This window comes from Pectobacterium peruviense (assembly GCF_003312355.2).
GTDB classification, from domain to species: Bacteria; Pseudomonadota; Gammaproteobacteria; order Enterobacterales; family Enterobacteriaceae; genus Pectobacterium; species Pectobacterium peruviense.
In genome coordinates this window covers 172,951-186,256 of record NZ_CP161826.1, presented here as the reverse complement: position 1 = coordinate 186,256, position 13,306 = coordinate 172,951, and the positions used below count along the sequence as shown (strand labels likewise).

Here is a 13,306-nt window from a genome sequence, read left to right as displayed (position 1 = left end):
TGTGTTGAAGAGGTGATGGCCGACATCGCAGCAATTTTCCATTGGTTGCCGTCGGCGATGGACGCCATGCCGGTAGATGAACTGCTGGCATGGCGCAGCCGAGCGGCCGTTAGAAGCGGAAACTCGGAATGACAGATCGCAATCTCAATATTCGCGTGGCGTTCAGCGCGATCAATAATATGGCTCGGCCCGTCAGTGCTGCACGCAGCGGCACGGCGGCGCTGGCTGACCAAATCAGAGCAACACAAAACACCCTCAACGGATTAGGACGGCAGGCCAGCAGCTTTGACCGTCTGAGCGCTGCATCCGCTAAAACAACCCGCGAACTGGAACAAGCTAAAGCCAAAGCCGCCGCGATGCGTGCCGAATTCGGTGCCGCCAGTGCGCGAACGGACGAACAAAACGCGGCACTGAAACGGCAGCGTGAGCTGATCAGGCAATTATCAACGGCTCAGACCAACGAAACCGAACAGTTAAAACAACTGCGGGCAGAGCTGGCGCGGCACGGCGTGATACTCGACCGCAGCCGCAGGGCAACAGACCAGATTAGCGATCAAACCGCACGCTATAACCGTATGTTAGCGGAACAGCAACGGCGGTTGGCGGCGGTGACGCAGGCGCGAGCACGCTACGATAGGATGCAGCAGACAGCGGGGAATCTGCGCAGCACAGGGGCAATGGCAATCGGTGCCAGCGCAGCCGGTGCGTATGTCGGTGCCAGAATGATGGCCCCTAATCTGCAATCAGATAAAAGCGGCGCGGTGATTGCTGCACAAAATGCCGAAGCCCCTGCAATGGGGTCGCAGTATTCGAAAATCATTAAAGGGATTAACAGTGCCGGTGTAAGCAATGACCTTGCCCAGATCGCCAGCACCGTATCGGCGGTGCGTAGCTCACTGGGCGCATTGGGGGACGTCGGTGAAGCGGAATTAGACCGGATCTCACGCAAAGCGTTGGATATGCAATCCGTGCTGGGCGGCGATACGGCGGAACATATCCAGATTGCCGCCATCATGATGAAGAATGGTCTGGCTCGCAGCAGCGATGAAGCATTCGATTTGATGGCGGCAGGAATGCAACGCGTCTCTACACAGATGCGCGGCGAGTTACCTGAGATATTGCATGAGTATTCAACGCATTTCAGGAATATGGGCTACAGCGGATCAGAAGCTATGACGCTATTGGTCAATATGGCGCAGCAAGGGAAATTTGCGCTGGATAAAACGGGCGATGCAGTCAAAGAGTTCTCAATCCGTGGCTCTGATATGTCTAAGTCCAGCATCGCGGCGTATGACGCCATCGGACTGAATGCGCAGCGCGCGTCATCTGCCATCGCCAGCGGTGGCGCACAAGCACGTAACGCGATGCAGCAAACCGCGCAGGGGCTATTGAAGATTAAAGACCCAGCCGAACGGGCCAATGCCGCCATTGCATTATTTGGTACACCGATAGAAGACCTGTCTATCGATCAGATCCCTAATTTCCTGTCAGCGTTAGCCAATACCAAAGACCAGTTCAGCGATGTCAGTGGAACGGCCGAACGTATGGGCAGCACGTTACGCGATAACCTGTCGGGGGATATCGACAAGCTCGGTGGTGCACTGAGTGGGTTACGTTTTGCCATCTTTGAAAATGACTCCGGCGTTTTGCGCAAACTGGCTCAGGGCGCGACGGCGTTAGTGAATAGTGTCCGTGAATGGGTGACAGCTAACCCTGAGTTGGCTCAAACACTGCTTGTGGTTGTGGGTGGCGCGTTAGCGCTCACCGCCGCCATCGGCACCGTCTCTCTTGCGACTGGCATATTGATGGGGCCATTTTCCAAACTGCAACTTGGCCTATCCCTGTTAAGCGGTGGTAAGGGTATTGGCACCGTTACAAGTATGTTCAGCAGGCTTAGCGGCGTTATGACAGGTAGCCTGTCCAGCACTCGCGCGTGGGGGGGCATCCTTACCAGTATACGCAGTGGTATCGGTGGCATCGGCAATATCGCCCAAGGCGCTGGCCGTTCCTTGTTGATGGTATTCACTCAGCCAGGTGCGGCGCTATCGGCATTGGGTAATGGCGTGCGAATGCTGGCGACATCGGGATTTTCTGCACTGAGCGGTTCAGGGATGGCGGTATTCAATATCCTGCGTACCGGCTTCATGCTGTTGCTCAGTCCCATCGGCTTAATCGGCGCAGCAATCGTTGCGGCTGGTGTATTAATTTACAAATACTGGGAGCCGATCAAAGCGTTTTTCAGCGGTTTTTTCAGTGGCCTTACAACTGGCCTTGAACCGGTTAAACAATCTTTCTCTGCGCTATCCCCTATTTTCGACGGGATCGGACAGGCCATTAGTGGTGTATGGGACTGGTTCAAAAAACTGTTTGAACCGGTCAACGCCTCATCGGAATCACTGAAACAATGCACGGAAGCGGGGAAAGTGTTTGGTGAAGTTGTTGGAATGGCGATTGGTGGCGTAGTGACAGTTATTTTGAAAGTTGCTGAAGGCATTGGCTGGATACTGGAAAAATTAGGGGTTATCCCTGAAGCCGCAAATGCCGCCGTTTCAGCATCAAATGCCATGAATGGGGCAATCCCACAAAAAGGCTATGAACCTAAAAAGCCGGTTATGTACGTATGGGATAAGAAACAAAAGAAAATGGTGGCGCAGGAATGGAAACCGCAGCCCCCCAAAGAAACCGATGCGGTGATTAAAACCGGTGAGGCAGCAAAACCACCGGCAGGCGAAGGCAATAAGCCTAAACAAACTGGGGCGTTGCAGGACTTGACGGGGAGCAATCCCAAAACAGAAAAAACAGGCAGCACAGCAAAGACAGAAGAGAAGAAAGACCCGAACAAGCTGGGTGATATCGTTTTTAAAAACGTACCGCCGGCGGTCATGCTGGCGAACGGCTACCGTGAATCACAGGTTATGCCTGCACAACCCAAAGTCCCCTTACTGGAACGGGTGAAGCAAACCGCCAGTGTGCTGGCCGCGTCTGTCCTGCCGTTCACTGTGCAACCTGCTGGGGCAGACGTTCCGGCCATCAATTCACCTGCAGCACAAATGAAAACAGCGATGTCTGCCGGTATGGCCAGCACAGACAAATATGAAATCAATATCACGATTCAGGATGCACGCAGCCTGGATGAAGACAAACTCGTCGCCAGACTGCGGCGGGAAATAGACGATATTGAACGTCGTAAGCAGCGTCGCCAGCGCTCACAACTAACCGATCACGTATAGGGCTTTTATCATGATGATGATTCTGGGTATGTTCGTTTTCATGCGGCAAACTGCGCCGTACCAATCCCTAAGCCATGACAGCAGCTGGCGACATGTTAAAAATGACCGAGTAGGCAGATCCCCGCGTTATCAGTACATCGGCGCAGGGGAAGATAAAATCACACTGTCCGGTGAGCTGTACCCAGAAATAACCGGCGGCGATGTGTCGTTAAACATGCTGCAAACGATGGCCTACACAGGAAAAGCCTGGCCGCTGATCGAAGGGACGGGCAACATCTACGGTATGTACGTGATTACCAACATCAACAAAACCCGTTCCGAGTTTTTTAACGACGGTAAGGCGCGGCATATCTCATTTACGCTGAATCTGGAACGGGTTAGCGAGGATTTGCGAGAAATGCTGGGTGATATGGATATCGGGCTATCCGGATAACACAGACGCTTTTAACTGTACTCGAAGAAAAAAGCCCACCGGATCGCTAACAGTGGGCTTCGCTTTCCCCGATGTATCATTATTATTTTAAAACCAACAACATAATGACATTGTGGGGGATGATTTTATAAACGTTTATACAGATCGATTAAGCGCTATTGATCGGCGCTAGCGATCAAATGAGCACAATAGCCGCGTGCTCATATTTAATTTATATCCCGTACGCAACGAATGAATACCTGCTTGTCTCTGACGCGTTAACCTTAAAACCAATTTTTGTTATTGAATTAGGGATAATATTGGCAACCTCTGCACGTACCGTTGCATCTTCACCAGATCCCATAATCACTGTAAAAACTTTATTATTGAAAGGCCGCGGAAAGTTCACCTGCAGCCCATTCACTTCAATATAGAAAACACCCCATTGAATAATCAGCCCACTAGGTAAAACTTGATAGCCGTTATCACTCAATACTGACTCACCAAAACCCAGAGCATTTGAGTCCAGTGTAATATCGCTCGCTCCATCAAATGCCACACCATTAATCTTACGTGGCGTTGCCAGTTTTGTGGCTGCTGCTGCCGTGGCGGCTTTACCTAAATAACGCCCATCAGACTCCGTTTTATTCCATGTATCAATATCACCCGCTAATAAATTGACATCAGCAGATAATGGCTTCCCGTTGATTTTAATTGAACGTAGCGCGTATTTTTGCGCGGCCTGCGTATCGGTTAATGCCCCGACATCCCCAGCACCCAACGCGATATCTGCCGACAGCGCTTTACCGTTGACGGTACGGCTAGACGGGACGCGGCCATTGGCGTTCGTGTTGGCGTTAGCCGCTGCCGTAGCGGCATTGTTCGCGGCAGTTGTGGCAGCAGCGACGCGGGTGTCGGTTTCGGCTTTGGTGTAAGCCCCTACATCTCCGGCACCCAGCGCGATATCTGCCGATAGCGCTTTGCCGTTAACGGTACGTCCTGACGGTACACGACCATTAGCGTTGGTGTTGGCGTTAGCCGCTGCCGTAGCGGCAGTGTTTGCGGCAGCAGCGACGCGGGTGTCGGTTTCGGCTTTGGTGTAAGCCCCTACATCTCCGGCACCCAGCGCGATATCTGCCGATAGCGCTTTGCTGTTAACGGTACGTCCTGACGGTACACGGCCATTAGCGTTGGTGTTGGCGTTAGCCGCTGCCGTAGCGGCAGTGTTCGCGGCAGTAGTGGCAGCGGCGACGCGGGTATCGGTTTCGGCTTTGGTGTACGCATCCACATCGGCGGCGGTGAGGGTAATGTCTGCCGTCAGTGCTTTGCTGTTCACCTTGCGGCCAGACGGTACACGCCCATTGGCGTTATCATTCGCTGCTTTCACCGCTTTAGGGGTTGCGGCCAGTAGCTCACTGTCGCTGTTCGTCGCGTTGCTAAGTTGCACGAATCCCTTTGCGTTTAACGTGCCGTCAGGGTGTTTGCGGCTTTTTTCATGTGCATTGATAGCATCATCAACATAGCCCCGCGTTGCTAGCACGACTGCCGGATCAATTTTCAGCGTGACCGCATCGGTACTACTGACAATCAGGATCATGCGCACGGTCTGAATACGACCGCTTCCCTCTTGTAGTAATGGTTTGTACGTCTCGGCGCAGTTACCGATCGCAACCAGATCGCCGTCAGCGTCAAACAGGCCGATTTCACGTATCCAGAATCCCCCTTCATTTTCTGGAATGACCTGTTCCGCAATAATCTGATTGGTATTTACTGGATCAACGCTCAGTGTATTGATGCCCGCCCGTCGCTTTTCATTAGTCAGGGAGGTTTGTGCTGGATTTGGTGTTGGAAGCGTGCCGCCTCCATCACCAACAGCCATATGCGTGATATCAAGATGCGAACCTAGCACGGTGGCGTTTGCCAGCTTGGCTGCACCAATATTCGTTAGTAAGACAAAGTATTTCGTACTCATTGGGTTACTCTCATCGTATCAATCAGGTGAACGCCCGCGCCGACGACATCTAATCCGCTAGCGGTAATGGTTTCAGGGAAATAGGGGTAAACGGTAAGCGTGTCGCCGCTGTAGCTAGTGGTCGCGACATAGGCCGCGCCCTGCGTGTCGAGGTTGATATTCAGCCCCAGCAGGTGCCGACTGGCGGGTTTGGCGTCGGCAATCAGCCGCTCAAGCTCGTTAAAAACCTCTTCGGTAATACCGCTGTTTTGCACGCCAATATCTAACCGAAACGTGCCTGGCTCGCCGCCGTTCTGAAACCATTCGATAATTCGGATCAGGTAGCCGAACGGCTCAACAACGCGACGTAGTGCGCCGACAGTGCCTTTATAGCGATGAATGAAGTAAGCATCTTTTATCGCCTGCCGCTTGATGATCTCAGGCCATTTTTCATCCCATCTATCAACCGAGAATGCCCATGCGAGATAGGGCAGCAGGTTTGACGGGCAACTGTCTGGATCACATAACTGACGTAACGGGATCGGCGTGCGGGATAATGCTGCGCAGGCTTTTGCGGCGGCAATTTCCAACTCAGACGAACCGAAGGGTAACAGGCTGTTATTCATCTGATCCCCCGATATTCAGCACCCAGTTAGCGCAGTAAGACGCCTGGCTTTTATCCAGCACGATATCTGCGGCAGGACTTTCCAGATCAACACGTTGTACACCTTCAACATGGAGTGCGGCGAAGATTGCAGAGCGGCGAATATCACGGCCTAACCGATGCTGTGCGGTGATATACGTCTGCAATCGGGTTTCTGCCGCAATTCGGATAGGCTCAGCTTCTGGCCCTGAATAGACGTACAACGTTGCGGCAATTTCATAAGGAATGATGTTAGCGGATTGAACGGTTACACGGTCTGCAACCGGCCGCACGTTCTCTGCGTTCAACGCAGCATCAACGGCTTGCAATAATTCATCACTGGCGCTGCCATTTCCTTCACGTGACAGTACGGTTACCGTAACGGCGGCAGGGCTGGGGCTAACCGCGCTGGCGTCAGCCACTCGCCCATCTGCACTACGTGCGTGAAACTCATAGGCTGCGGTTGGCCCTGCAACACTCAGCCCCTCGAATGCCTGTTGGGCACGGGTACGCAGATCGGCATCAGATTCCATGACCGCCTCAACAGGCGGGATCGCCGTTATATCTTCTGCTGTGATAACCAAACGCTGCACATTGACGTTAGCAGCAAGCTGATCAAGGTCACTTCCGGCGGCGTAGGCCAGCATGTTGGCGCTGGCCGCTTCGTTAACTCGCTGGCGCAATAACAGTTCATGATAGACAGACAGTTGCAACAACTTGGTTAACGGCTCTGATTCCAGCGTCAGCGTGCGCGTGATGGCATCGCGCTGTTCGACAGGAAATAAAGCGATAAACATCGCCTTGCGTTCCGCATACAACGTTTCGTAGTCCAGTGTTTCAACGACATCAGGGGCAGGCAGCAAGGATAAATCAATCAATCCGCTCATCACGTCCCCTGTAGTGAAATGGTGGCGCTAAATGCCGCCAGATTGTCTGTGCGCTGTGCCTGAAGTGTGACGGCAACGAGTCCGGCACCACGGGTTTCCAGCGTGATTTTTGTTGGGGTAATACGCGGCTCCCAACGCATTAATGCGCTGTAGATCGCTGAGGTTATCTTGAGCTTGATTGCTGGCTCGTGAGGTTCGTCAATCAGCGAAAAAAGCTGTGAACCGTAACTGCGCCGCATTAGGCGGCTACCAACAGGGGTGAGTAAAATATCGCGCACTGACTGGCTGATATGCTCATCATCAGTAATTGCACGTCCGTTACTGGCATTCATGCCGATGTATTTTTCATTGCTCATTGCGGGCCATCCGTTTGGCTGCCGCCGCGCTGTACGCCGCCGTGAGTGTGACTGTCTACGACCACGCCATTTGATGACATTTTGCCGCCGGTGTGGGTGATATCACCCCGCATCGTGCCGCCTTTTTCTACGCTGAGCGTTTGAGTGCTGAGATGCTGGGTGCAAATCACTTTCGGGGTGTCCAGCGTGATAGATTCAGCCGCTTCAACGATCACCTTTTTGACGCCTTTAACGGTCATCGTTGAGGTGTTGGCATCATACGTTTCGCTGGCGCCATCGGGATAAACGGTGGTGTGTACCTTTGGGGTGTTGCTGGGCGCACCGTGCTGACTGGAATACAGGCTTAACACGATCACAGCCGTTGCCAGATCGCCGCCTGGTGCTGCGATAAGAACCTGTTCGCCCACTGACAGCGGCCACCACGATGTAGCATCACCCGCGCGCGCTACGCCCCAGCGTATCCAGTCCGTGGTATTCCCGCCGGTTTCCACGCGCGCCAAATGACGCACATGATCGACATCGACAACCGTACCGATACGGATCAGGTTATGCAGCAGGCGGTCAAACTCATTGGAGGTCATGGCTGGCGCTCGATAATCAATTCATAGCGCCAGTTTCAGGTGTCGCGCGCGGGCGCACAACGGAAGGGGATTGTAGGAGGACGGCAACAACTAATCGGGTTGAATGAAGTCCGTAATGGTATCGGCCACCCAGTCCAGATCGGTGGGCGTTAGCCCCAGTAACTCACGAATAGGGTAACGCACGGACGAACGTCCTATTTTGTCAGCCTCGCCAAACTGGTGAACACGCGCGATACTGGCTGCATGACCACTGAAACCAACGGCCGCACTATTGGGTGATGTGTCGATGCGTAGAAAACGGACAGTGCGCAACTTGCGGAACATCGTTTCTTTGCGTGCCGGTGCGGTGGAGACGCTACTGACGTTAATACTGAGATAGCGATCGATGTCAGCACGCAGGAACGAGCGCAAACCGCCGCGCCCAACATCAAAGCCGGTAATCATTCGCTCACCGCTGCGGCCTTTGCTGCTGTGCCAGTTGCGTAGTTCTCGCACCTCACTTTTCCACATAAACCGGACGCCACCTTGTATGCGTCGGGCTTGCCTTTTACGTCCCTCGTAAGATGATCCATCTGGGTTCTGTTGCTGTGCAATCCGTTGTTGCTGACGTTTACGCAGCCCTGTTGCAATCTGTCGTGATAAGCGACGCCGTTGATTAGCCGCCAGTTGTTCAACAACGGATTTCAGATATCCATCCAGCTCCTGAAACAGCGCGTCATTCTGGCTCATCATTAACCTGCCGTAGCGTCATGAACAACCATGTTGGCCACATCGTCATTTGTCAGCAGTGACCATCCGTCCATACCTTCCATCGGGTCGGGAGGCGGGTCAGCGCGATGACGAATGTTGATTTCGCCAGCATCATCGCGAGTGACGATAACAGCCTCATCAGCCTGAATGCGGAACAATAAATCGGCAGTGCTATTACTCAGCAAATCAGCGTCGAACGTAATACCCGTTTTACGCCGTTCTGGGTTGAGTAATAAATCTGGCTGATAGATTCGCGCCCACATCAGTATTGGCACCATCAGCGTATCGATAGAATGCGGATAGTCCATTGCCAGCACTTCCAGCGTGTAGCGATATTCAAATGACGCGGAGCGCGCACCGGTACTGATTGCATTACCCTTCTGTACATAGACGACCAGTTGATCGGGGTTTTCCCGCAACCACGGCACCTGTTCGCTAATTGCTTTTCTCAGCAGTTCCGCTTTTAGCATGTTGTTGCTCTCTCTGTTGTTCAGCCTTGCGAATTAGTGCCTTGTCTTTGTTGGCACTCTCCAGAGCAGCCAGCAGCAGGCTATTCCAGTTAACAGACTGGCCGTAGGTCAGACGGTTATTGACTATCGCGCCCTGCGGCAGCGGTATTACTGTCGGTTCGGTTAGGTTCTCTGGCAGAGGAACGCAGGCTATCGGCGCGTAAACGGTTCGCGTAGTCGAGCAACGGCACAGCAGCGCCATCAGGCACAAACTCATCACTACAGATCTGACCGGCCAGTGCCTGATTAATAGCCTGGCTGCGTGTATCGGCGTCTTGTTGTATCCGGCGTTTATCATGCTCAGCCTCACGGGACAGTGTGTTGAAGATTTGAAAGGTACGTTGCTGATTGTTGATAACGCGCTCGACGCCGTCCCGTTCTTTGATTAACGTTGCCACTTCACCCGAAAGCCGCTGTGATTTTTGTCTGTAGTGGTCAACCAGTGCGATAGCGGCGAGAAACAACAGCGCGGCGGCTAATGTCGCTATAACTTTTCCAGACATAGCATCCTCTCGGCCTCGCGGCGATTGGTTAACCCCTGCCAGACCTGACCAGCGGCTTTATTCCAGCGGCGTAATTCGTTACATGCGCCAGTGAGATCGCCACGGTTCAGTTTTTTAAGCAGGGTTGAACGCTCAAATGCACCCGTCCCGACGTTGTAGATAAAACTTGCCAGTGCGGCTCGCTGTAACTCACTGAGTGGAACCGTAACTAACCGATCGATGGCACGAAAAGCAGGCTTTAAATCCTGCTGTAACAATGCTTCGCACTCAGCATCTGTTTTGTAGTCACCGGCCTTTACATCACCAGTATGCCCATAGCAGATCGTCCAAACTCCCGCGATATCACGGTAAGCGGCGTTCTCTTTGCCCTCAAAAAAGCCAACAAAGACGGTAGCTATCGCCAATGCGCACGCGGTAACAACGGGAATGATTCGCTGTTTCAGTACTTCAGGTAACATCACGACCTCTACGCGCTGTTTCCTGCCCATTCATCACGCGCAAAGCGTCCAGCGTTTCAGGCAGGTTTTCATGATCAACTTTTCTGACCAGCTCCCGCATTAAGTCTGTGCGCTGTGCCTGGTCACGCTCTATGTTCTTTTTGTGGTTGCGGTTCACCCAAAACGTGAGCAATCCGATAGCAATCCCTATTAACGTTGCCCAGTCGCTCAGCGTCATTCGCCCTGCTGTAGCGATCAGCGTGGCAAGCAGATAGGTGATTGCCGATGCCACGCGATCTGTCGTCAGTCCCATAGCTGTATGATTTCCTGTTGTGTTGCCGCAGCGACATCAGGCAACGTGACCAGCAGGCCAGCCGGTAACAATGGCCCACGCTCACACAATCCCGGATTGGCCGCGTAAACCCCTTCGGTTACGCCGTCTGTTCTGCCGTAATAGCGCCAGCACAGCAGGTCGACGGTGTCATTTTGCTGCGCACGAACTTCCATCAGACCAATTCAGCCAGGCCACGATTAACACCGAGAATGTCGCGGATAGCCCAGCGTCCGTCGCGCCACAGCGTGTCAATCTGTGAACTCAACGCCTCAGCGTGCTTTTCACCCTCGCGCGTGGTGTCGATATCGCGATAACCCTCGATCAACAGCGCTTTAGTGATGGAATACACCGCACGGCGGTAGCGCCAGACCAGCACGGGCTCGCCATTGATCTGGTTGATTTCGTCAGCGCCTTCTGACTTAACATCAGACAGGAGGGCAACGCCGCGCTGCTCCTGACCACCTCGCCAGTCTGCCAACTGGCCGTTAACGTGTGCGACTGCTTCTATGGCTTTATCCATCAGGCGATCCGTTGTCACCTGACCATCAAGACGCATCGCGCGACGCAGGGCAGACAGAACAATCACCGGCCAAAATGCATGGCTCGTCACTTTCGCATCACCATCGTTGATGGTGTCCTGCGTTACCGGCCTTACCGGCTCTGTTGCAATCAGGCTCATAGCGTTACCTCAAAAGACAGGCGGTGGACGGCATAACACGACACAATAAATTGCCCGTATTACGCCGTGCCGCCTGGTGCGCGGGGGCACGTTCGGTTACGACGCGCTTTTTCTGGCGCGTGGTGTCGTAGTTCGTGATGCTTTCGCCGCTGTCGATTTACGCGGCGCTCTCGTTGCTTTGGCTGCGGGTTTATCCGCAGGTGGCGTAGGTAGGGCGTCCGCATTTCCTGCCCCTGCCTCTGGCTCAGTTGCTTTCTTGAGCGCCCGCCCCAGTAGCTCGATATCGCGTTTAACACCGATCCCATCAAACAAAGTGACAGCCCGTTGCAACCAGTCACGCGCGGCGCTCAGTTCGTTAGCATCCAGGCGCAGGGTGTAGCCCAACGTCTTGTAAAGTTTGGCGCGCACCTGATCCGGCATGTCTTCGCCATTTGTCAGCTGTTCCAACTGCAACAGCAGCTCTGCGGATAGTGGCGCAAGACTGGCATCAGCCTTAAATGCTGCCAGTGCGGGATCGCAAATCTCATCAACCAATGCGGTAGCAACCGTGCGTTTATAGTGATCCGGCATTGGCAGGCGATGGCGCAGAACATAACCAGCAATACGCAGTGCATCGCTAATCAATCCAGCATCAATCGACCAGATCATGATCGTGGTCAGCACGGCATCAGCCTGGCCGCTATCTGCTGCCAAGACGCCATTAATCCAGCCCTGATAATCAGGCAACAGCGCCCGTTTCAGCTCGGCCTTTGTCGCATCAGACTGAACCTGGCTTAAACGGGATTTATCCATCCTCAGCCGATGCAGTTGCTGTTCATAGGCGGTGTGCTCAACGTCACCGCCGTTTGATTTGCCGTGGCGCTGGGCCATGACAGTTTGAAAATGTCGCTGCGCGGGTGTCAGCATGATGCCCCCTTGATGCAGGCCGCGTGTTATCTGGCCTGCTTGCCGTTGAAATTAGCCTTGCGCCGGTGCTGCCGCGGCAAACGTAATGCCTTCAATCAGGCATCCGGTGCCATAGTCTTCAATGACATAGGCGTCATTGGATGACTCATAGGTCGCAATACGATTGCGCTCAGGTTCATCACGCACGGCACGGCGCTGCTTATCTTCCTGCCAGTAGATCGACAGATTGCTAAACGGGGTCACGAACATGCTGCCATCAGGGAAAGACGGCGCAATGAAGGTTGGCAGATTGCCGATAGCCTTACGCGATACCAGCAACTGACCGGCCAACGATTCAGAGTTAGGATTGTTGGTATTGATGGCGTTAATCAGCGGGTATTCTTTGCTGACCATGATCTGACGGCCACAAATGACCACTAAATCTTGTGATGACTTAAACCACTCATCCAGCAGCGAGTTAACGGCGTCATAGATCACGGCGTCGAGGTTGCCGTAATCCCCCTTCGCGATGACTTTATTTTCATCATCACGACTGGTGACAGTGATGTTTTTCATCACGCGCTGTGATGCATGGAGGCGGTATTTTTCCAGCCAGCCGATATTCACATCCTGCAACAGTGGGTTGTTTGCCAGGTCGGATTTAGCGGCACGCGACGTACCGTTAAAACCAATCATGATGCGATCCAGCGCTTTACGTTTGATGATCTGATTGCTAATGCGCTGCTGAAAGTCGGGGAATTTGGCCCACATATCCAACTGCGGATAGCTGATAAAGGTATCCGTATTGGTTTGCTCACAGCGAAATTTATCATCATCCATCGTGTGAACCGATTTCGGTTCACGTCGATCGGTGCTTGATGTGTTCGAACTTGAAATAGGGCCGCTGATACCTAACCCCAGCTTTTGCCCCTCTTGATCGGATACACCGGTGATGTTGATTTTTTGCAACAGCTCGCTGGATTGCTGAACTTTATCTTCCAGCTTTTGCTGGATTGACGGCGCAACACTGAACTGCTTGGTAACGTGATCAGGTTGGACGCCGTTAAGCTCGGCCTGGCGGTTAATGTAAGCGTCGTACAAAACGCGGGTTTCGTTCTTCATGTTAGGTTCCTGCGATGTTCGGTTTAA

Annotated in this window: 17 protein-coding genes; 3 read left to right on the top strand and 14 right to left on the bottom strand. The window is 53.2% G+C overall.

Annotated features, from left to right (window positions below):
* The first annotated feature begins 15 nt into the window (after positions 1 to 15).
* The 3 genes from DUT67_RS00845 to DUT67_RS00835 are packed head-to-tail and all read left to right on the top strand — an operon-like array spanning position 16 to position 3,663.
* Complete coding sequence (locus DUT67_RS00845) at positions 16 to 132, top strand: GpE family phage tail protein (protein ID WP_015840862.1); 117 nt, start codon at positions 16 to 18, stop codon at positions 130 to 132.
* Positions 129 to 3,230 carry a phage tail tape measure protein gene (locus DUT67_RS00840; protein WP_113632494.1) on the top strand — a complete coding sequence of 1,034 codons (3,102 nt, stop codon included), beginning with the start codon at positions 129 to 131 and terminating at the stop codon, positions 3,228 to 3,230. Before DUT67_RS00845 ends, DUT67_RS00840 begins: the two co-directional genes overlap by 4 nt.
* A 10-nt stretch (positions 3,231 to 3,240) precedes the next feature.
* Positions 3,241 to 3,663 carry a phage tail protein gene (locus DUT67_RS00835; protein WP_113632495.1) on the top strand — a complete coding sequence of 141 codons (423 nt, stop codon included), beginning with the start codon at positions 3,241 to 3,243 and terminating at the stop codon, positions 3,661 to 3,663.
* A 211-nt stretch (positions 3,664 to 3,874) separates the two neighbouring features.
* On the opposite strand, the gene DUT67_RS00830 is transcribed toward DUT67_RS00835, so the two are convergent.
* The 14 genes from DUT67_RS00830 to DUT67_RS00765 form a co-directional block, all read right to left on the bottom strand.
* Positions 3,875 to 5,614, bottom strand: a complete 1,740-nt coding sequence (locus DUT67_RS00830) for a phage tail protein (RefSeq protein ID WP_368350108.1) — start codon at positions 5,612 to 5,614, stop codon at positions 3,875 to 3,877.
* Positions 5,611 to 6,219, bottom strand: coding sequence for a phage tail protein I (locus tag DUT67_RS00825; RefSeq protein WP_113632497.1), 609 nt, complete (start codon positions 6,217 to 6,219; stop codon positions 5,611 to 5,613). The genes DUT67_RS00830 and DUT67_RS00825 overlap by 4 nt, the downstream gene beginning before the upstream one ends.
* Positions 6,212 to 7,123 carry a baseplate assembly protein gene (locus tag DUT67_RS00820; RefSeq protein WP_113632498.1) on the bottom strand — a complete coding sequence of 304 codons (912 nt, stop codon included), beginning with the start codon at positions 7,121 to 7,123 and terminating at the stop codon, positions 6,212 to 6,214. Before DUT67_RS00820 ends, DUT67_RS00825 begins: the two co-directional genes overlap by 8 nt.
* The gene (locus tag DUT67_RS00815; protein WP_103164683.1) at positions 7,123 to 7,479 is read right to left on the bottom strand and encodes a GPW/gp25 family protein; all 357 of its coding nucleotides are present in this window, start codon (positions 7,477 to 7,479) and stop codon (positions 7,123 to 7,125) included. The genes DUT67_RS00820 and DUT67_RS00815 overlap by 1 nt, the downstream gene beginning before the upstream one ends.
* Positions 7,476 to 8,060 (bottom strand): phage baseplate assembly protein V, encoded by a 585-nt coding sequence (locus tag DUT67_RS00810; protein WP_103164684.1) that lies wholly within the window; start codon positions 8,058 to 8,060, stop codon positions 7,476 to 7,478. Before DUT67_RS00810 ends, DUT67_RS00815 begins: the two co-directional genes overlap by 4 nt.
* A gap of 90 nt (positions 8,061 to 8,150) precedes the next feature.
* Positions 8,151 to 8,792 (bottom strand): phage virion morphogenesis protein, encoded by a 642-nt coding sequence (locus tag DUT67_RS00805; RefSeq protein ID WP_223254622.1) that lies wholly within the window; start codon positions 8,790 to 8,792, stop codon positions 8,151 to 8,153.
* On the bottom strand, positions 8,792 to 9,280 hold the full coding sequence (locus DUT67_RS00800; protein WP_113632499.1) for a phage tail protein: 489 nt from the start codon (positions 9,278 to 9,280) through the stop codon (positions 8,792 to 8,794). Before DUT67_RS00800 ends, DUT67_RS00805 begins: the two co-directional genes overlap by 1 nt.
* Positions 9,281 to 9,396: 116 nt before the next feature.
* A complete protein-coding gene (locus tag DUT67_RS00795; protein WP_113632500.1) occupies positions 9,397 to 9,822 on the bottom strand; it encodes a hypothetical protein in 426 nt (141 codons plus the stop codon).
* Entirely contained in the window at positions 9,804 to 10,280 is a 477-nt protein-coding gene (locus DUT67_RS00790; protein WP_113632501.1) for a lysozyme, read from the bottom strand. Before DUT67_RS00790 ends, DUT67_RS00795 begins: the two co-directional genes overlap by 19 nt.
* On the bottom strand, positions 10,270 to 10,572 hold the full coding sequence (locus DUT67_RS00785) for an HP1 family phage holin (protein ID WP_113632502.1): 303 nt from the start codon (positions 10,570 to 10,572) through the stop codon (positions 10,270 to 10,272). Before DUT67_RS00785 ends, DUT67_RS00790 begins: the two co-directional genes overlap by 11 nt.
* Positions 10,563 to 10,766, bottom strand: coding sequence for a tail protein X (locus tag DUT67_RS00780; RefSeq protein ID WP_039538377.1), 204 nt, complete (start codon positions 10,764 to 10,766; stop codon positions 10,563 to 10,565). Before DUT67_RS00780 ends, DUT67_RS00785 begins: the two co-directional genes overlap by 10 nt.
* Entirely contained in the window at positions 10,766 to 11,272 is a 507-nt protein-coding gene (locus DUT67_RS00775) for a head completion/stabilization protein (RefSeq protein ID WP_113632503.1), read from the bottom strand. The genes DUT67_RS00780 and DUT67_RS00775 overlap by 1 nt, the downstream gene beginning before the upstream one ends.
* 96 nt (positions 11,273 to 11,368) lie before the next feature.
* Positions 11,369 to 12,178: a phage terminase small subunit gene (gpM, locus tag DUT67_RS00770; RefSeq protein ID WP_113632504.1), complete on the bottom strand. Its 810-nt coding sequence runs from the start codon at positions 12,176 to 12,178 to the stop codon at positions 11,369 to 11,371.
* A gap of 51 nt (positions 12,179 to 12,229) precedes the next feature.
* On the bottom strand, positions 12,230 to 13,279 hold the full coding sequence (locus tag DUT67_RS00765; protein ID WP_113632505.1) for a phage major capsid protein, P2 family: 1,050 nt from the start codon (positions 13,277 to 13,279) through the stop codon (positions 12,230 to 12,232).
* Positions 13,280 to 13,306 lie beyond the last annotated feature (27 nt).